Source organism: Pseudomonadota bacterium, from assembly GCA_039033415.1.
Lineage (GTDB): Bacteria > Pseudomonadota > Gammaproteobacteria > Xanthomonadales > SZUA-38 > JANQOZ01.
Genome location: JBCCCR010000020.1, coordinates 102,695 through 121,684, shown reverse-complemented (window position 1 = coordinate 121,684; position 18,990 = coordinate 102,695). Strand labels below are relative to the sequence as shown.

Here is an 18,990-nt window from a genome sequence, read left to right as displayed (position 1 = left end):
TTCGAAGTATCGCGCCTTCCGGAACGACCATCAGGGCAATCACGCCAGCGAACAGCAGCGTCGCCCAGAGTGACCGCCACAGGCCTTTCTTCTCTTTTGGCGTCAGCGCCTCCATGCGGTGTGAATCGTCGTCCATCCCCTCGGGCGTTCCCTCATATTTGCCCAGCGAAGGTTCGACGATGGCGATGCTGATGAAGCTGCCGATAGCCGTGATGAGAAACGTGCTGGCGATCATGAAGTACCAGTTGGCGCTGACGTCAACCTCGTAGGTGGGGTCGATGAGCCTCGCCGCTTCGGTGGTGATGCCCGACAGAAGCGGATCGACGGTGCCGATCAGTAGATTCGCGCTGTAGCCTCCCGAAACGCCCGCAAACGCGGCCGCCAGCCCGGCCAATGGATGGCGCCCAAGCGAGTAGAACACCACCGCGGCCAAGGGCACCAGTACGACGTAACCCATCTCGGATGCCGTGTTTGAGAGCACGCCGGCAAAAACGATGATCACCGTCACCAGCGCGGGTTTCGCATTGAGCACCATGCTGCGGATCACGGCGGTCAGCCAACCGGATCGTTCGGCAACCCCTACGCCGAGCAGCGCGACAAGCACGGTGCCCAGCGGCGCGAACTCGACAAAGTTTTTGACGAGGTTGAGAACAATTTTCCGCAGCCCTTCAGCATTCATCAGGCTGACAACTTCGATCAAGCCGTTGTCAGCGCGGCCTGCGGCGCCCTCGGGACGGGGATCAACAACCGAGAGCTCAAAGAAGCCGAGAATGCCGGACAGCAGGACTACGCCGGCGGCGAAGAGGGCAAACAGCGAAACGGGGTGCGGTAGCGCGTTGCCAAGCCACTCGACGACGTGCAAGAACCGGGTGATGGGTTTCTCGCCCTGCTGAGATACGGGCCTGTCAGACACTGAAGCTATCCATGGAGATGCACCCTAACATTTGCGTTGGGTGCTCACCACGACGAGGGTGCGAGCGACTACTGGCTGGATCGTTATCGGATTTCGGTCTTGGCTCGCTCAAACCAGCTGATGACCGCCTGCCAGTGCTGATCACCGTAGAGGCGGCGAAAACGGACCGTTTCTTCCGCCTTTTCATCTCGCCACACGTTGAGTCGCTGCGCGAGGAAATCGGCGGTCAGCGGAATACCGCATTCAACGGTGATGCAGTGGTGCCACTGCTCATAGTTTCCGGGAAACGTGTCGTAAATCATGGTGCTTGCCTTAAGTTTACGTCCGCTGCGTGTGGCAAACGGATTGAGGTTAGATGGTGGTTTGCGCGGCCGTCAGCGGGCGATATCCAGCGTCAAAAGCAGCCGAACGCCGTCGGGCACGTCGGGTGACCGGTGAACCAGTCCGCCGTTAGCGTTTCCTTGCCAGCGCTCACCCTTCAGCAGCGCTACGTCGCCTCGACTCAACCGCTGAATTTCACTGGGCGACTCAAACAGGCCGCTTTCCAGATCCGGCTTGCCACCGCTGCCGGAACCCAGCTTCGAGCGGTTCACCGCCTCGTGGGGCAGCCATTCAGTGCCATTACCCTGGTAGGTCGTCAGCAGGCGGCAGCGCAGCATGTCGACATGAAACCGTGGGCAGGTCGCGCGGACGGACGTGGCCATGTGTACATGAATGCTCTTCAGGCTCAGCAGCTCACCGAATTGGGCGACCAGCGCCGCGATGTCATCGGCCAATGCCGGGTAATCGCCTTTGCCGAGTGCATCATCGATCCTTGATCTAGCGTTGACCGGCGCCGCCGAAAAAGACGATTCATAGCGCGGATTTGCGGCCAGCAGACGTTGAACCTGCTCGGCGAGCGCGCCGTTGAGGTTGCGCTCCCAGATGGCGATGTTGACGTCATCTTGCAGAATCTCCGCAAGGACCGCCGGTGCTGAGCCGCTGGCCGCTCGGCGCGTCAGCTTTTGCTGGGCCGCGCTGTCGTCGTGATCCAGCCGCAGCTCGGCCGCTGCGTGGTTCATTGAGCTTGACGCCAGGACGGGAACGGATCGGGAAGGGTCTCCCAATATGCTTTACCGCGCAGCAGCTCGTCGTCGCTCAGCAGACAAGCATCCAGCGCCTCGGTCATCGCCTTTTCATCAAGGCCCTGCCCAATAAACACCAGCTCCTGACGCATGTCCCCAAACGGTTCGACCCAGTGCTTCTTGATCTGCGCGAGATACTCTTCGTCGGTCGGCCAGTCTGACTCGGGTAGCGCCTTCCAGAACAATCCTGCCAGGCCGTACCGAGCGATTCCGCCAGCCTGACTCCACTGGCCGGCATATTGAGGTCGCGACGCCAGCCAAAAATATCCTTTGGAGCGAATCAGCTTGCCGTAATCGCGAACGCTGTGCAGAAAGTTGTGGAACTTGGCCGGATGGAAGGGTTTGCGCGCTTCATAGCTGAAACTCCCGATGCCGTATTCCTCGGTTTCGGGCACGTGCTCGCCGCGCATTTCTTTCAGCCAACCCGGCGCCTCCTGGGCGCGCTCGAAGTCGAAGAGCCCCGTGTCCAGCACCTCGCCGAGGTCCACCTGACCATTGGCTATCGGAATGATTCGGGCATTGGTATTCAGCGACTTCAGGATTGCGGTCAGGCGCTCAACATCCGCCGTGTCCACCAGGTCCGTTTTGCTGATCAGAATGACGTCCGCAAATTCAACCTGATCGATCAGCAGGTCAGCGACGCTGCGGTGATCATCTTCGCCCAGCGACTCTCCCTTGTCTCGCAGGTAGCCCGCTTCATCGAAGTCCTGCAGAAAGTTCACCGCGTCGACGACCGTCACCATCGTATCCAGGTCAGCGACCTGGGACAGAGACACGCCGTGTTCATCCGCAAACGTGAAAGTCTCGGCAACGGGCAACGGCTCGGAAATACCGGTGGACTCGATCAGCAGATAATCGAACCGTCCATCACGGGCGAGTTTGGTCACCTCCTCCAGCAGATCTTCGCGCAGCGTGCAGCAAATGCAACCGTTGCTCATTTCAACCAGCTTTTCTTCGCTTCGATTGAGCGAGACTTCCTGCTGGACAATCGCCGAGTCAATATTGATCTCGCTCATGTCATTGACGATGACCGCCACTTTTTTGCCCTGCCGGTTATTCAGAACATGGCTGAGCACGGTGGTCTTGCCGGCGCCGAGAAAGCCGGAGAGGACGGTAACCGGGAGCTTCCCGCTACTACTGGGTTGCATAGGATGTGGACCCTTTAGAATGGTGACGCGAAATTGCTACATCATAACATTTTTCGCCCTGGCACCCCCCGAAAAAGCGGCTACCAGTGAAAGGTCACAGAGGTGCGAATCGAGCGCGGCTCCAGCGGCCGGAAGTGAATGTCGTCAACACCTTCAGCCGGCTCGCCAGGCAGCCGGGACGGGAAGAAGTAGGCGATGTCGTAATCGTCTGAGTCGAACAGGTTAAAAACGTCCAGGCGCAAACTGACGTCGCCAAAGCGATATCCGCCGCCCACGTTGACCAGCAGCGAGGATGGCGCCCGCACCGAGTTGTCCTCCACCAGCGGCGCGTCTCCCAGATACCTCGCCCGGGCGGAGACAAACAGCCCGTTATCCCAAACGCCGTTGAGCCCGAGGGACGCGCTGGATTCGATGGCGCCGGGTATTTCTCGTCCGGCACCCTCGTCGATCTCAAATTTTGAGTCGGTCCAGGTGTACGCAAAATTCACGGCGAGCCAGTCCGTCGCCTGGACAAACGTCGACAGCTCAACGCCGGTACGCTCCGAAGCACCATTGGCCTCGGTACCGCCAGCGTCGCCGATGAACAGCAGCTCAGAGTCGAGGTCGAGCGAGAAGGCTGTCACGGTCGCGTTGAAGCGCTCTCCACGCTCAACCCGGATACCCAGCTCAGCGCCGCTCGATTGAACCAGGGCGTCAACCGGATCCGCCGGATCGCCGCTCGCCGGATCGACGGCGATCGTGTTGCCACGCACGTCGTTGGAGTGAAACCCGCGACCCCAGTTGGCATACAACTCCGCCGAATCGCCCAGGCGGTAGGCCAGGTTGAGCTTGGGGCTGACCAGCGTGTCGTTGCCCGAGCCGCTGTTGGCTGCCCGGGTGGCATCGACATCCCAAGAGAAAAAGTCGGCCCGCGCACCCACCGCCGCACGAAAGTTTTCGCTGGGGCGAAACTCATATTCGCCGTAGGCACTTGCTGAAAACTGCTCGACCGAGTCGAGGCGAACGCGGTCAACCCGGGCTCTTTCAACCGTTCGGAACAGGCCCACCTCAGCAACATCGTCAAACCGGACATCGCCGCCCCAGCTAAACGCGCTCGGCGAGGTTGCGCCACGGTCAAACCGCATCCCATAAACGCGGCGACGATCAACCTGCTCAAACTGATCGCCGTTGTCAGGGTCATCCAGACCGTACGTAAAATTGGAAAACAGCGAAAAATCGTAGTCCACCACATAGGCGGAAGCCGTCCAGTCCTCCGCCGCCAGCTCGCCGTTGAGGCTGATCCGATCCGTATGCCCGCCCAGAAACGGATCGATAAAACCACGCTGGCTGATCAGCCCGGATTCAACGGCCCGCAGCGGAAGCTGATCAGACGAATTCCAGTCTCCGAGGTAACCCAGCAGCGAGACCTTTGTACTGAGCGAACCCACCGAGCCGACGTAGTTGGCGTAGAAGCGCGTTTGCGAGAGATCCTCGTCAATTTCCCACGGGCCCGCGTACGCGGTCTGGTCAAAAGCGAAGGTCGCCCGCCCTTGCCCAACCGCGGTGCTGGTCGCCACCATCCCGCGGTAGAAATCAAACTCTCCGACCGTCAGATTGACGATCGACTCGTCCAGGGCGTCGTAGAGGTCGAAGGCGACCGTGCCTGCCGAGGAAAAATCACCCGATTGAACGCCATAGGGACCCTTGCGATAGGTGGTTCTTTGGACCAGCTCCGGAATGATGAAGTTGAGGTCCAGATAACCCTGGCCGTGTCCGTGAGTGCGAAGATTCACCGGCACCCCGTCCACAAACGCGGAGAAATCGGTTCCATGGTCCAGGTTGAAGCCGCGCAGGAAATACTGATTGGCTTTTCCGGTGCCCGAGTGCTGCGTCGCGACCAAACCCGGAACCGCTTCGGCAAGCTCGCCGAGCCTGAGCATGGGCGGCAACCGTATGTCGTCAAACGCCACCGATCCCTCGGAGGCTTGATCAGCGGTTCCAATCACCTCTTCGGATCGGCCGTAAACAACCATCTCCTCCACCAGCTCGCTGTTTCCGTCATGACTAGCAAACGGATTTAAGGCGACGGATACAGCGAGGTACCAGGACATCATGGTATTCGACATTAGGTGTTCAACTACTCAATCTCGTGGGGCAACTCGTAGACGCGCAAAAGTTATAGCACGTCTATCTTTCAAACCTGTCAACGAGCGCGCTCAAAACCTTCAGCCCGCTTGCTAGCCTAGAAATAGCTCAGCCAGGGTTTAGTCCGTTTCTCGCGATGTTTGTAGGCCGCAAAGGCTTTGGCCAACGGGTAGTGGATCAGGATCAATAGCGTGGCTCCCACCCAGATCCAGCCGACGCTAGGGAGTCCGAAGCGATCGCCCTGATTGGCTCCCAACAGCAAGTAGAGGATCCAATAGGCGGCGAGCAAGACGTAAAGGTGCACCACGTAGATAAACATTGGCACCGAGCCAAAGGCCTCAATCGCGTTGAGCACACGGTTGTTCCGCGGCTTCGACTCCAGCCACGACAGCAGCAGCAAGCCGAGACCGAGCGTCACGAGGATGTAATCGAGCGACGGCGGATATTTGGTGAAATTGAGAAAATCCATCAGGGTGCGGACCGCGCTTTCCTGGGCGGACCAGGGGAGCGTCTCCCCGTAGATGTTCAGGCCCCGAAGAACCAGGAGCAAGACGAGACAGGCAGCACCCAGCCCAGCGAGCATCTTGCGCCTGGCCGGCCTTGCGACCGAGGGGCCAAAGATCGGTCCGGCAAAGTAGCCCAGCAGAATGACACCAAACCACGGCAGCGCCGGGTAAGACAGGCTGACGGTCAAGCCGCCAATTTTTCCGAGCTCACCCGAGTCGTGAAGAATCGTCCAGGGTATGTATCCAAGTTCACCGGGCTCAAACTCGATGAATTCCAGCGCGTTGTGCCCAAACACAATCAGCAGGCCGAGCGCGCCGAGCAGCCAGTAACTCAGTCGGCAAACGGCCGCCAGAGCAACCATGCAGAGGCCTATAGCCCAAAGCACCTGTAAAAACAGGAAATTGGGAAAGCTGTCGGCCCAGACCAGGTAGTAAAGCACCAGCTCAATAAGGATGATCACCAGCCCACGCTTAAACAGAAACGCGGCTGGCGAACGATACGCACCACCGGGCGGATGGGCGTAGAGCCAGGCGGACATGCCGGCCAGAAAGATGAACACCGGCGCACAAAAATGGGTGAGAAACCGCGTAAAAAAGAGATCGGGGTCGATGGAGTCGTAGATGGGGTCACCGGTGCGAACGTGCATATAAAAACGCTCGCGGACGTGATCCATCATCATCAGCAGGATCACAAGGCCACGCATGACGTCAATCGATGCAATGCGTCCTGTCATGCTGCTTTCCGTGCTCACCTTTTACATTCCAAAAAAATGCCGGTGCCCCTCCGGATGGGCACCGGCCAACTGGGGTCGAACTGACCTAACCCCTAGAATCTTCGCGCGACCCGGAGTCCGGAAGCGTGCCAGTCCGCGCTCGTGAGCAACATTGCTAGAAGGCGTAAGACGCCGACACACGCCAACGCCGGGGCGCACCGGGTTCAACCCACACGTCCGCAAACGAGTTGGTGTAGAACTCTTCGTCAAAAATGTTATCCAGATCAACGCGGACCGTGAGGTTGTCCATCGGTTCAATTTCACCGAATAGGCGCACCGTGGTGTAGCTCGGCAGAAAGAAGTCAAAACCGGTCCAGCCCAGTCGTTCATCCGTATAGAGGACGCCGCCCCCAAACTGCGCGGGCATGCTGCCAATCTGAAAACTCTGGCTGGCCTGAATGTTGATTTGGTGCTCGGGGGCATTGATCAGCGGATCGCCCGCCTCGATCAAAGCGCCGAAATCGGCATCCGGGTTACTGTTGGTGAACTCTGCGTCGGTATAGGCGTACGACAACCACAGGTTAAAGCCGCCATCAGTCGCAATGTTGGCGTCAATCTCGACGCCCCGGCTGCGCGCTTCACCGGCAGACCGGGAGAAAAAGCCTGCTGCCGTAGCCTCGGGCCGATCGTCATTGACGAGGATGTTACTTTGGTCGACTTGGAACAAGGTTACCGTGACAGCCCCGGACAGCGTATCGTAAAAGTTCGCGAGATCGGCCTTAAACCCAATCTCGGCCGACTCCGTCACGTTGGGATCGAACTGGTTACCCTGAAAATCGGAGCCGGTCTGCTGCCGGAATCCTTCGCCATAAGAGGCGTAGAGACTCATACCTTCGTTCATCCGATAGACGGCGCCAAACTGTGGCGAAACGCGGTCATCTGAGGAAGTGGTTGTCGTTGCGGGAACAGCCCGCAGGTTGGTCAGGTCCTGCGTGAAGTCGTCATATCGCAAGCCAAGCCGAATCTGCCATTGTTCGTTCAGATCAATCTGATCCTGGATGTAAAAGCCGGCACCATCCAACTCCTCGGACCGATTGGTGTTCGGACCCGGGACCGGCTGCGGGAACTGGCCGTAGACCGGATTGAATACGTCCAGAAACAGATACTCCGCAGGGTCTAGCGTGTTGATATCGGTGTCAGGGCCGAAGAATCCCGGCCGAAAGCGCAGGATAAACAGGTTGTTTTCGAAGCGGTCGTAGTCAGCACCAACCAACAGGCGGTGGCTCACCGAGCCGGTGTCGAAGGCTCCGGCGAGTTCGGCCCGGACCACGGTATAGTCCGACTCGAAATCGCGGAAACGGAAGAACCTGGACAGCGTGCGGCCGTCGAGAAAGTAGGTTTGCCGTCCACCGAAGTTGGTCTCGGAAGCATTGCCCGTAAATTCGGTGTCGCGATACCCGAGGCCCGCCAGCAGGCTCCAGTTGTTTGAGAAATTGTGCTGGAACTCGACCTGATGCCCGATAACCTCGGTATCGATCGGACCGTCACCAGGTTCGCCGGCAAAGGTCTCGCGCGGTGAAAACCCGAACTCATCGGAGAAAGCCACACCGCGATCAAACGGAATCTCCTGCTCCGTATATTCGAGCTCATAGGTGATCTGCGTATCGTCTGACACCTGCCAGGTCACCGAGGGGTAAAAGCCGAGCTTCTCGGTTTCCACCGTATCGCGGAAGCTTTCAGCGTCTTCGTAAAAGCCGACCAGCCGCACACCAACCTGTTCGTTCTCGCCGAGCGTTGTCTGAACGTCGCCTTCGAGCCGGAGCTGCTGCCACCGTCCAAAGGTCAGGCGCAGGTCCCCTTCGTTTTGAAAGTTGGGCCGCTTCGTCACAAGGTTCACGGTTCCACCGGGTTCACCGCGCCCAAACAGAGCGGATCGGGGGCCTTTCAGCACCTCTACCGACTCGATCCCTACGATATCCCGCGGTCCCGCAAAACCTCGGCCGGCGTTGAACCCGTTGACAAGAAACCCACTGGGAAGGTTGATGTCACCCGAAAAGCCGCGGATCGAGAAGCTGTTCCACAGGCCGCCAAAGTTGTTTTGACGCGCCACTGACGCTGAGAGGTCCAGCGCATCATTCAGATTGATGGCGCCTACGTCACGCAGCAGCTCAATGCCGATCGACTGCACGGCAGAGGGGTTCTCGAGGTCATCAAAATTGCCCTGGTAGGCGCGGCGTTCGCCGATGACAAAAACCTCCTCGATCGTCTCATCGTCCTCTTCTTGTGCTGCCGCCGGCGCGCTAACGAGGGGCATGATGCCGGCTGACGCCAACATGCAAGCTGCCCAAAGGGCTTTTCTTTGAGGGTTATTCACCTGATTGGTCTCCGAAAAGGAAAGTGAATGATACGTTATACCAATTGCATTTTAGGGCGGTCGCTTGGAGAAAGCCATGGCCTAGAGGCAACAACGCACGAAAAAAGTTAGACAGACCAATCGCACTGCGCGCTTAGCAGTTCGTGTTTCGTGTCTTGCGCAGATACGTTATTCCTGGAGTATCTTTGCAACGAACCCTGAAAGTTGACTCGCCGTTGCCAACAAATCCCATAGAAGCCCGCGGCTGTTCTTCGAATCGGTCGCCATTTTTCTGAGCGTGCTGCTTGCGTTTGTCGTCGAGCAGTGGCGCGAAGACATGAACGAAGCCAGAGAAGCGCTCGCGGCCCTGGAGCTGGTTCGCGCTGAGCTTGCCCAGAACCTCGCTGAGCTAGAGCGCGTGGCGCCGACCCGTCCAGGGATGCTCAAAGCGTACCAGGAGGGCATCAATACACTCCTGAAGGACAGCATTTACCCGCAAAACCTTCCCGCAACATCGCCGCCGGCTATCACGACGATCGCCTACGAGCTCGCCACCACCACAGGTGCCGTCACCACAATCGAAGCGGCCGATCTGCTGGTGATTGCCAGCGCCTACGAGGCGCTAGACGCTTTGCAGCGAAACAAGCTGTTCTTAGAAAACCGCAACGCCCAGATTCGCTTTAATGACGGGGAGCAGTACATCTCCGGCTTCATCTACTACTTCAATCGGGCGATGGGCAACGAGCCGAAGGCCATCAACCAGGTCCGTGAAGCCTTGGCACTTCTGGACGAGCGCCTCCCATAGGCAGGTGGCGCTGGCCGGATTAAGGTTTCCAGGCGACCGGCATGGAAAGCGGGCCTCGAAACGCCCAGCCACCAAACGGCACTTCTCCATCGAGCCGCAGATCGGCGAGACGTTCGAACAAGCGTGGCACTACCACCTCGGAGATCAGACACTTCGATGCAGCGGCTCCAGCGCAATAGTGAGGGCCGGCACCAAAGGCAACGGATGCTGATGAGCTCTGCGTCACGTCGAAAACGTCCGGCCTGTCAAAGTTTCTTTCATCCCGATTGGCCGAACCAAACATAAAGAACACCCGGTCTTCCGGCTCCAGCGTAACGCCGTGTAGCTCGTAGGTCTTTGCGACTCGCCGCGGCGACATACCGATCGGTGAGATCCAGCGGTTGTATTCCTCAAAGGCATCCTGCCAACGAGCCTTCCCGCCGCGAACGAGGCTGAGCTGATCCGGATGGGTCAGCAGCGCCCAGACCAGACCGGCAATCACGTCTCGTGGTTCATTTTGCCCACCCGAAATGGCCAGTTTCACGTTGGCCCGGACCGCTTCGTCCGGCAGACCCGCCTGAAGCTGCACCGATATCAGCGAACAGTCGGGGGATTTCCGGTAGCCGGGGATCATTTCGTTGATATGACGGTCGATAGTGTCCGTGCATTCATTGCACGCAGCCTCGATGTCCGGATCGCCCTGGTAGTTGGCACAGCCATCGATCATGCCCTGGCTCACCCGATCCATTTCCTGCCAGGAAATTTCCGTCAGGCCCGTAATCAGCTTCAGTGCCTCACCGGAGATTCGCTTGGCAATGTTCTTGACCATGTCCGCGCGACCCAGCGGCACTAGCTCATCGAGCATTTCCTCCGTAGCGCCCTTAAACTTCTGTCGCCACTCCCCCTTAACGGTACGGGGACTCATCGACGGAAAAATCGCTTTTCGCTCCACGGCATGAGCGTCGCCGTCCTTGCGCATCAGGTTCTGGCCCAGCAGGCGCTGCATCAAACCCTCAGGCTGATCCGAGGAGAAAACTTCGACCTTCTTTTCATTCTCGAAGATGTCGTCTCGCCGGGTTACCAGAAGGGCGCCGAGTTGCGGAACAAACGCAACCGGGCAATCTCTGCGCATGCGTTTCAGATCCGGATAGGGGTCTCGCCAGAACACTTCAGGATCAATTTGGAACGTCGGTGCGTTACGCATGAGTCTTTCTCCAAACCTTTCCTAACCACCCAAAGATCCTCTTTTGATCTTACCGGACGGCACTACAGGATCAATCTCAGCTGCGCTTCGCACAACCGAAGAGCGGCTCGTTGAAGGTGTCGTGGCAAGCGGGTGGGGCTCGTTCCCTAGCTACGGCTGCAGAAGTCTGTTACTGCGGAAATCAGTTGCTTTCCGTTATCGCCGGAATGATATGGCCTCCGATAAACCGATGGGGCCATGTGTTCCAGACCGAACCCCAGTTGTACTGCCCGCCGGTCATGCCGACAACCAGTTCCAGCTCGGGAAGAACAAAAACTAGCTGACCGCCATTCCCGCTCGCATAGTAGCTTTGATAAGAACGCTCGCCCGCCTTGATGTCGATCAGATGCCAGCCCAGACCGTCAGCAGAAAGGATGTAATTTTGGGCAAACTCCTCAGGTGTCGTCTCGGTGGTCTCGGGATTGATCTCCACCGTTTTTTCTAATGACGTCGTGTTCCACGCTGGGTCCAACACCTGATGTCCGCGCCAGCGACCGCCGTCCAATACTACCTGGCCCATCTTGAGAAAATCGCGGGGCAGCAGCTGGGCACCGCCGCCGAAATACGCCTGACCGTTGGGCGTCACGTTCCAGTGGTAGTGTGGAATGTCGAGCGGCTGCATGAGCTTTTCTTCAATCAGCTCAAAAAGTTCACGACCCGTCATGATCGCCAGCACCCCGGCAGCCAGATGGATACTGCCAGAGCAGTAGTGATATCGCGTACCAGGCTCAGCGACCATCGGCAGGCGGGCACTGAACAACCAGAAATTCTCTTTCTGGGCCCACAGTGTGTCCTCATTGCCCGGCGGTGCACCATCCTGCCCGTTACCACACGCAAGGCCGCTCTGATGGGACAGCAGGTTGCCGAACGTGATGCGATCGCGCGCGTCACCCTGAGGCAGGTCCGGGAACCGCTTCCTCAGTATGGGCATAACGAGGGTGTCTTTGTTCAGTTCCAGTCCGTCGTGAATGAGCGCACCTGCCAGCAGCGGGGCGTAAGTTTTTGCCGCCGAACGTAGGTCGTGGGTGTCGTTGCGGTCGTAACCGTGGAAATACTCCTCCAGCACCAGCTTGCCCTTATGGGCAACCAGCAGGCTGTGGATCATATCCGGCCGCCCCGCGGTGGGATCGGAGGATGCAATTGACTCGATTAATGTCGTGAGCGGCGCGGCACTGATCTCAGCTTCCGTTAACGACGACACCTGCCACCCATCTTTCAGCTCGGGAACCCGGGACAGGCCGTCGAACGAACCCACACGTGGATAAAACCGGGCGGCCTCGGCTTCGGTCGAGCGCCGCAGGAGCGAGCTGTCGGCAGACCACGCCCAGCCAGACACCACCTCGTCCTTCGCGGAGTTATAGCTAAGGCTTCGTGACCAGCGGTTCTCAGCCTCGCCGACAAAAAGCTCGCCGGAACCGTGCTCTTCCTGCGCCCATCGATAACGGCTGGAGGCCCCTATCGCATTGCGCTCCGGGTTTCGAATGGCGACAAATGGCCCGCCTTCGTCCTCCCCAAAGTAGTGGAAGATCATGAAGTCCTCTTCCAGAGAAGCCGGCTTTGCAGTCCAGGTGGATTGACCCGTTTGTCGGAAACGAAGCGGCGTGGAAAAAGCCTGCCCAGCGTAGTCGTGCGCCGGGCGACGCCAAAACCCGGTGAGTCTTCCATCAACGGTGGTGCCGATGAATGCCTCTCCACCGGGCAGTTCAAATCGAATCGTTCCTTCAGTCTCGCTTTGAATCACCATGGGTTCGCCATCGAGTAAACCGGACCAGCCAGAGTCCGATCGCTTGAGCTCGAAGCCAGAGACGGGAGAGCGATAGGCCTCGTAGCTCGCAACGTATAGGCCACTCGGTTGATCGGTAGCGGTTGCCGCGGCCAAAAGAAAGGTGATCACAGGAAGCATCATTGGGGATCCGTAGTCAGTTAGATGGACAACCGATTTAGGCCGGTCGACTCGCAGACATCCTTAGACGTGCCGGATTACAACGGGGTTTAAAGTTCTAACGCAGCGGGCGTTTATCAGGACTCAGGAGACGGAGCAGGCGCCGCCGCCCAGCACACAAAATTTTGCGCAGTGTCGATGCTTTAGCTTGACCGGCTGCAGCGCGTCGGCAAGCGTCTGACCCAGCTCGAAGTCCGGCTCGTAGGGAAGCAACGTGCAGGCCACAACCACAGGATGCGGTTCTCCCTTACGGCGCACAACCATTCGCGACGTCGCGCACATCATGTCGTCCGGACGAACACCCAGCAGCCCCCAGCAAGCTGTCGTGATCTCAGGCACCACAGCGGTTTCGTCCATTTCCGGAAATACGACTAGGCACTGCGGGCTGTCAGCGTCGATGGCGATGTCGTGATCTGAGAAAAAGCGGCGAAAGCCCTCACGCATCGACAGTTCGTCGTCGCCCCACTGCGTTCGGGCTGCGGCTGATACCCGAAAACCGTTCTGAGAGAGCCATTTCAGACCCCTGAGCATGGGACCCCAGCTTCTTGGACCACGCTCCGTCTCATGAAGCTGGCGGGTGAAGTGGTCCACCGAAACCCTGACTTCCAGCGCCGGCCCGAACCGCTTCTTGAGATCAAGCAGCAGCTCTGCGCGCTTTTCCATCGGTCGCATGGCGTTGGTCAAGACCAGCGCTTCGAAGCCCCGGGACAGAGCGTCCTCCAGCATGACCATAAACTCAGGATTCATAAACGGCTCGCCGCCCGTAAAGCCGATCTGGCGGGTCCCAAGACGCTCCCGCTCAACCTCGTCAAGGAACGTGGCGACCTCCGAGGACGTTAAATAGACCAGCGCGTCGTTGGTGGGCGTTGATTCGATGTAGCAATTGGCGCACGCAAGGTTGCACAACGTACCCGTATTGAACCACAGCGTCGTGAGGGTCGTTGGATCAACCCAGGCCCTGCGCTCACCCGCCGCGGTATGGACCGGGTCCTGGAATGGCTCCAGGTCGCCAGCATGAGACTGCGTTCCGGCAGAAAGGACTTTCTCGATGGAAGAATCTCCGAGCGGTTGATTGGATGTCCTGGAGCCGCCAAGCCTTGCCGACCCAGGGTGCTCCGTGCCCCAGCTTGCTAAGCCGAAACTGCATTGTCAACGGCAACACTTCGTGAATACCTACTGCCCAATCGAGCCTCTGAGGCGGATTGAGGCCATGGCCCCCGCAGCAGTCCGACTGCTGGTCGAGGTCACTCGAAGCCGTCCGCAAACAGGCCAAATCGAACGACAAAAATATCTTCCTGGTCATTGTCGTCTCCCGCCACCAGATTGGTTCCGAGTGAAGCAAACGCAACGGCGTCCACGCCGATGGACGGTCGAAAGCTGCGGCCGTCAGCGGGGACGCCACCCAGTCCGAGCGCCACCAGAGACGTCACGCCCGTCGCGCGATCTCTGAGGTAAACGCTCTCTGAACCACCGTTGTCCAGATCCACCAGGGTGGTTGCCGGGCAGTCGAAGACCACCAGCCGACCGTTGGGGGAGATGCTGGGCCATTCGCAGAATCCGTCGGCGCTGACGCCTGAGGTGGACTGACTGATCAGGCTGACCTCGCCGGTCAGCCGGTCTTTGACATAGATGCTGTTCGAGCCGTTGAGCACATCAGGCACCAGGTTGCTGGCCCGCGACTCAAACGCCACAAAGCGACCGTCTGCGCTCACGGCAGGATGTTCGCTATTGGCGTCAGTCTCTGTGCCGTCGTTTAAAACGTTGACCCGCTCAATCGTATCTCCCGCCAAGTCTGCGAGAAAAATATCGCGCCGACCGTTGGTATCGGCAGCGACAAAATTGGTGGCGTTCGACTCGAAGGCCAGAAATCGCGCGTCGCGGGAAAAGGCAGGCTGGTCGCTGATGCCGTCAGCCTCAACGCCACCGGGGGCGATGCTCACTCGTTCGATCGTATCGGTCTGGCGTGACCAGACAAAGATGTCCCGAAGGCCGTTGGTGTCCCCCGACACCAGGTTTGGGGCCGTTGATTCGAAGGCAACCAGCGAACCGTCAAAAGAAATGGCGATGCCGTCACTCAAACCGTCAGCGTCTTCTCCGCCTGGGCCTTCATTGACCCGTTGCAGTGAGTCCGTCTCGCGGTCATAAAAGAAAATGTCCGAGGCGTCGTTGAGATCGTTAGGCACCAGATTGGTTGCGTTGGAGACGAAGGCGACGTATCGCCCGTCTCCGGAGATTTCGGGGTCACGACTACTGTTCGCCGGAAACCCGTCGAGACCGGCACTGATGAGTTCAATCGTCTCGTTTCGGGTGTCAAACACAAAGATATCGGCCTCAGTCGACCCGAAAGGACGGGTTGGCGGCACGTCTCCCGGAGCGAGGTTTGAAGCCGTCGACTGAAACGCAACAAAACGGCCATCTTCCGAAATGCTCGCTTCCTGGCTGAATGAGTTTGCCAGGCTGCCATCGTTCGCGCGGCTCACGAGCTCACTTGCGGTGACCGAGTTGGCACTGACGCCCGCAAAAAGCATCAAAATGGGTGTCGTCAAATTCTGGCTTAGTCTGTGCATGTGCCAAGATCTCCGTTGCTATTTACTTATTCAGCGCAATTAGCGGATGAATCGGCTCACGGCATCCGGCCAGGGGTGGCCTCTGTGATTGACGTTTTCCCGCAAAAAAAGAATTTTTTTCTCCGCCGTTTACGGAATCGAGCTACGATAGCGAAAGCGGCAATTTACCTGGCAAGGACCTCCCAATGGACTATCGAATTCCGGTCACCGTGCTGACAGGATTTCTTGGCGCCGGAAAAACGACGTTTCTGAACCGCTACATGGCCGGCGCGGAGGCAAGCCGGGCCCTCGTCATCATCAACGAATTCGGCTCGATCGGCGTCGACAACGATCTGGTGGTCTTTTCGGACGAAGACTCCAGCATGGTTTCGCTGTCCAGCGGCTGTCTTTGCTGCACCATTCGAGGGGACCTGACCAAGACCTTGCGAGAAGCCCCGTGGCGCTACTCACGCGACGGCGAGCGATGGTTCGATCAGGTGATTATTGAGACCACAGGGCTCGCCGATCCCGTGCCCATCGTTCAAACGCTTCTGGCGGAGAGAGCGATTGCGCAGCAGTATCACCTGCAGCAGATCATCACTGTCGTGGACGGCGTCAACGCGCTGGACACGCTGGAGACTCAGCCAGAGGCGGCCAAGCAAGTGGCGATGGCCGACAGTCTGTTGATCACCAAGGCAGATCTTGCCGATCAGGACCAGGTCCGCCAGACCGAAGTGGCGCTTCGTAGACTCAATCCAGGCGCCGGCATCTCTGTGCAGGGTCTGGAGCAAATCGACCCGACAACCATTTTTGGTCAAGCCGCGTTCAAGCCCGAGCTCAAGGCTGACGCCGTGCGAGACTGGCTCGCGGCCGAATCATTCGACGTTGCCGACCCAACTCAAGGCCACGACCACCACCACAATCACGATCACCACCATGAGCACGACCATGGTCATGACCACCACCATCACCATGATGAGAACCGCCACGGCGATCACATACGGTCCTTCTGCCTGACGTTCGATGAACCAAAGTCAGCGAAGGTTTATGACGCTTGGTTTGATCATCTCACCCGCGTGCGGGGCAGTGACCTCCTCAGAGTGAAAGGCATTCTCAACGTGTTGGAGCTCCAGCTACCGATGGTGATTCACGGCGTCCAGCACGTTTGGCACCCACCCGAAATCCTGACGAGCTGGCCTAGCGACGACCAGCGATCCCGGGTCGTCTTTATCGTTCGGGATCTTGAAAAAGGTGAGCTGCTGGATTCGCTTCGCCTGATCGCCAGCCAGTCAGAGGGCGCGCAAACCATCGGGCTGACACCCGACGAACAGGCTGCTCTCGCTGGAGACGAGGCCTAGCTGAACCCAACACAGGCACTGATTGCCCAAAACGTCGGTCTTTCCGCGATGGGTAATGACGTTGCCCTCTTAAAACTGGCCCGTAAGCGTCAACGTCACAAACATGCCGCGGCTTCGATCCACCGTCTCTGATCCCGCAAAGCTGCCGGCGCGACTCGGCTCGAAAAAGCGACGCTCGCGAAGAAAGCTGCGGTCGCCGATGTTGCGAAGTCCGAGATTCGCTCGAATCCCTCGATACCGGGTGGTCTCAACAAAAATCCGCCACTGGTCGCTGTTGGTCGTCAGACTCTCTTCGTCCGCAAAGAAAAACGCGTTGTCCTGTGCCGCACGGTAGGAAAAACCCCAGGCCCATTTCTGATCCGTCAGATCCTGTCGAAACTCGGCAAGAACAGCTGGCGACCGTACGTTGGAAAGGTCCCGATCGCGGCCGGTGAGCGGATCGGCAAAATCTGAATCGCGCAAGTCGGCCTCAACCTCCAGCAGCCCACCTCGGACCACCGGCGCCAGGGGAACGCTGGCGTTGGCCGTCACACCCCACACTCGGCCATCTCCCGCGTTGGCTGACCCAAACGCTCCGGACGGCAGCAAGATCTGCTCGATGACATCATCGCGCCACTCGTAAAACGTCTCGACGTTGAGCGCGCCGCGCGCGTCTGAACGAAGGTCCATCGTCAGGGCGGCCCGAGTGGTCTGATCCGGCCTGAGCTCCGGGTTACCGCCAAGCAGGCGATCGTCTTCCGCAGACGCGGATGCGGCAAACTGACTAAAATTGAGCTGCCCAACGGTTCGCCGCGCGCCAAGCCGAAACTGCAGGCCCGGCCTCGCGTCGTAAATCAGCGTGGCAAACGGTTTGCCAAAGAAAAAGCTTTGCGTGTTTTCCGCATCCCCGGTCACCTGGATCTCCGACGCCTCAATGGCGAGACCCGTTTCCACCGACAGGTCTTCGGTGGCCAGCCAGATCAAGTTTGCAAAGAGTTCAGCGCGCAGTTCCTCAACCACCACATCGGCGGCCGGTAGGTCAATTCGGGTGACCTCGTCCCCGTTTCGGGTTTCCAGCGTCAGCAGGCTGTCCTGCCGATTGAACGCCACCTCGCCGCCAAACTCAGGCTTAAGCTTGCCGACTCCAGCCTTCGCCAGAGTGCCCCGCAGGACTGTCTCAAACCGCTCTTCCTCCAGCTGAAAATCAGAACCCGACAGATCTGTACCCACCGGCCGCTCAAGCGTCACCAGCTGCTCATCGTCCAGCGACTGACGGGACGAGAATGACAGCAGTTTCATCGACCAGTCGTTGGCGAGCGGTCGGGTCCAGTCGAGACCGAGTTCTCCTTCCAAAAAGATGCTGTCGAAATCGATGAAAAATCGATCGTCGGGCATGCCGTCAGGCAGCCGGCCGTCAAACCCCAGCCGCTCGGTCTCGGGCAGAAAAGCGCTTCGACCAAGCCTTCCGGTGAGCGTCAGCGTTCCCCCTCCCAGCGGTCGGTCCGCATCCGTCGACACGTAGCCCTGAGTCAGAACGCTGGGTCGATCTTCGAACTGCGACGAACGCAAGGCGCCGAGCGAATCTCGCTGTACCCGCGGCCCCGCCAACGGGAATCGTTCCCAGAAGCCGTTGAATTTGGTGGAGGTTGCCCAGCGGCCGATCTGTCGAGCGATGGTGACCTCTGCGCTCGGATAGACGGTTCCATCATCCGCCCGCTCCAACTCAACTTCCCAGCTGCCGGCCGTTTGTTCGCGCCTGCGAATCACATTGGCGACCACCGACTGACCAGCCGCCTCGCTCAGTCCGGCGGAGCCCCTGATGACCTCGATACGATCCACCTGGTCCGCCGGGATTCGGCGCAGCGCGTCCTCGATACCACCCGACTTAGACGAAGGGCGCTCGCTGTCGATCAATACGTTACCAGCGGCCCCACCAAAACCGCGCAAATTGCTGCTGCCGCCATCCAGCGTGAAGCCCGGCAGGCGCTCGATCATGTCGAGCGCGGTTTGGGGATTGAACCGCTGAAACAGAGTCCTTGAATAGCGCTGCACCCCGTCGGTCAGCCCCACTGTGGGCTGCAGCACAGGATCTACGGGGTCTTCCGCTGGCGGCGTCGAGGCAAACGCTGGCAACACGGCAAGGGACCACGCCGCGAAAGGCAACGACAAGCACGCTGAGGCGCGTCGACGGGTTAAGATCCCAGTCATACGACCACTGCCTCAACTCGCTTGCTTAGCCCCTTGGGCATTGACGCAA

Annotated in this window: 14 protein-coding genes; 2 read left to right on the top strand and 12 right to left on the bottom strand. The window is 58.9% G+C overall.

The window, feature by feature from the left end; translation table 11 throughout:
* The 7 genes from AAF358_17020 to AAF358_16990 form a co-directional block, all read right to left on the bottom strand.
* On the bottom strand, nucleotides 1-913 hold a 913-nt coding region (locus tag AAF358_17020; protein MEM7707262.1), incomplete at its 3' end, for an AbgT family transporter.
* A gap of 83 nt (nucleotides 914-996) precedes the next feature.
* Nucleotides 997-1,215 carry a hypothetical protein gene (locus AAF358_17015; protein ID MEM7707261.1) on the bottom strand — a complete coding sequence of 73 codons (219 nt, stop codon included), beginning with the start codon at nucleotides 1,213-1,215 and terminating at the stop codon, nucleotides 997-999.
* Nucleotides 1,216-1,287: 72 nt separating this feature from the next.
* Nucleotides 1,288-1,974, bottom strand: coding sequence for a DUF1826 domain-containing protein (locus AAF358_17010; protein MEM7707260.1), 687 nt, complete (start codon nucleotides 1,972-1,974; stop codon nucleotides 1,288-1,290).
* Nucleotides 1,971-3,185: a zinc metallochaperone GTPase ZigA gene (zigA, locus tag AAF358_17005; protein ID MEM7707259.1), complete on the bottom strand. Its 1,215-nt coding sequence runs from the start codon at nucleotides 3,183-3,185 to the stop codon at nucleotides 1,971-1,973. The genes AAF358_17010 and zigA overlap by 4 nt, the downstream gene beginning before the upstream one ends.
* Nucleotides 3,186-3,265: 80 nt before the next feature.
* The gene (locus AAF358_17000; protein MEM7707258.1) at nucleotides 3,266-5,290 is read right to left on the bottom strand and encodes a TonB-dependent receptor; all 2,025 of its coding nucleotides are present in this window, start codon (nucleotides 5,288-5,290) and stop codon (nucleotides 3,266-3,268) included.
* 116 nt (nucleotides 5,291-5,406) lie between these two features.
* Complete coding sequence (locus AAF358_16995; GenBank protein ID MEM7707257.1) at nucleotides 5,407-6,549, bottom strand: heparan-alpha-glucosaminide N-acetyltransferase domain-containing protein; 1,143 nt, start codon at nucleotides 6,547-6,549, stop codon at nucleotides 5,407-5,409.
* 154 nt (nucleotides 6,550-6,703) lie between these two features.
* The gene (locus AAF358_16990; GenBank protein MEM7707256.1) at nucleotides 6,704-8,863 is read right to left on the bottom strand and encodes a TonB-dependent siderophore receptor; all 2,160 of its coding nucleotides are present in this window, start codon (nucleotides 8,861-8,863) and stop codon (nucleotides 6,704-6,706) included.
* Nucleotides 8,864-9,218: 355 nt separating this feature from the next.
* Here AAF358_16990 and AAF358_16985 point away from each other — a divergent pair, with 355 nt between their 5' ends.
* Complete coding sequence (locus AAF358_16985) at nucleotides 9,219-9,686, top strand: hypothetical protein (GenBank protein MEM7707255.1); 468 nt, start codon at nucleotides 9,219-9,221, stop codon at nucleotides 9,684-9,686.
* Nucleotides 9,687-9,705: 19 nt separating this feature from the next.
* Here the strand turns inward: AAF358_16985 and AAF358_16980 are convergent, their stop codons facing one another.
* The 4 genes from AAF358_16980 to AAF358_16965 form a co-directional block, all read right to left on the bottom strand.
* The gene (locus AAF358_16980; GenBank protein ID MEM7707254.1) at nucleotides 9,706-10,869 is read right to left on the bottom strand and encodes a cytochrome P450; all 1,164 of its coding nucleotides are present in this window, start codon (nucleotides 10,867-10,869) and stop codon (nucleotides 9,706-9,708) included.
* Nucleotides 10,870-11,050: 181 nt separating this feature from the next.
* Nucleotides 11,051-12,814 (bottom strand): serine hydrolase, encoded by a 1,764-nt coding sequence (locus AAF358_16975; protein MEM7707253.1) that lies wholly within the window; start codon nucleotides 12,812-12,814, stop codon nucleotides 11,051-11,053.
* Between the two features lie 120 nt (nucleotides 12,815-12,934).
* A complete protein-coding gene (locus AAF358_16970; GenBank protein ID MEM7707252.1) occupies nucleotides 12,935-13,756 on the bottom strand; it encodes a radical SAM protein in 822 nt (273 codons plus the stop codon).
* Nucleotides 13,757-14,094: 338 nt separating this feature from the next.
* Nucleotides 14,095-15,417 (bottom strand): calcium-binding protein, encoded by a 1,323-nt coding sequence (locus AAF358_16965; protein ID MEM7707251.1) that lies wholly within the window; start codon nucleotides 15,415-15,417, stop codon nucleotides 14,095-14,097.
* Between the two features lie 185 nt (nucleotides 15,418-15,602).
* On the opposite strand from AAF358_16965, the gene AAF358_16960 reads away from it, so the two are divergent.
* The gene (locus AAF358_16960) at nucleotides 15,603-16,754 is read left to right on the top strand and encodes a GTP-binding protein (GenBank protein ID MEM7707250.1); all 1,152 of its coding nucleotides are present in this window, start codon (nucleotides 15,603-15,605) and stop codon (nucleotides 16,752-16,754) included.
* A 69-nt stretch (nucleotides 16,755-16,823) separates the two neighbouring features.
* On the opposite strand, the gene AAF358_16955 is transcribed toward AAF358_16960, so the two are convergent.
* Nucleotides 16,824-18,941 carry a TonB-dependent receptor gene (locus AAF358_16955; GenBank protein ID MEM7707249.1) on the bottom strand — a complete coding sequence of 706 codons (2,118 nt, stop codon included), beginning with the start codon at nucleotides 18,939-18,941 and terminating at the stop codon, nucleotides 16,824-16,826.
* Nucleotides 18,942-18,990: the final 49 nt, after the last annotated feature.

Coding starts and splice junctions, on each gene's coding strand:
- AAF358_16985 (MEM7707255.1), top strand. CDS start 9,219: ATGAACGAAGCCAGAGAAGCGCTCGCGGCCCTGGAGCTGGTTCGCGCT.
- AAF358_16980 (MEM7707254.1), bottom strand. CDS start 10,869: ATGCGTAACGCACCGACGTTCCAAATTGATCCTGAAGTGTTCTGGCGA.
- AAF358_17000 (MEM7707258.1), bottom strand. CDS start 5,290: ATGTCGAATACCATGATGTCCTGGTACCTCGCTGTATCCGTCGCCTTA.
- AAF358_16955 (MEM7707249.1), bottom strand. CDS start 18,941: ATGACTGGGATCTTAACCCGTCGACGCGCCTCAGCGTGCTTGTCGTTG.
- AAF358_16960 (MEM7707250.1), top strand. CDS start 15,603: ATGGACTATCGAATTCCGGTCACCGTGCTGACAGGATTTCTTGGCGCC.
- AAF358_16995 (MEM7707257.1), bottom strand. CDS start 6,549: ATGACAGGACGCATTGCATCGATTGACGTCATGCGTGGCCTTGTGATC.
- AAF358_16965 (MEM7707251.1), bottom strand. CDS start 15,417: ATGCACAGACTAAGCCAGAATTTGACGACACCCATTTTGATGCTTTTT.
- AAF358_16990 (MEM7707256.1), bottom strand. CDS start 8,863: ATGTTGGCGTCAGCCGGCATCATGCCCCTCGTTAGCGCGCCGGCGGCA.
- AAF358_17010 (MEM7707260.1), bottom strand. CDS start 1,974: ATGAACCACGCAGCGGCCGAGCTGCGGCTGGATCACGACGACAGCGCG.
- zigA (MEM7707259.1), bottom strand. CDS start 3,185: ATGCAACCCAGTAGTAGCGGGAAGCTCCCGGTTACCGTCCTCTCCGGC.
- AAF358_17015 (MEM7707261.1), bottom strand. CDS start 1,215: ATGATTTACGACACGTTTCCCGGAAACTATGAGCAGTGGCACCACTGC.
- AAF358_16975 (MEM7707253.1), bottom strand. CDS start 12,814: ATGATGCTTCCTGTGATCACCTTTCTTTTGGCCGCGGCAACCGCTACC.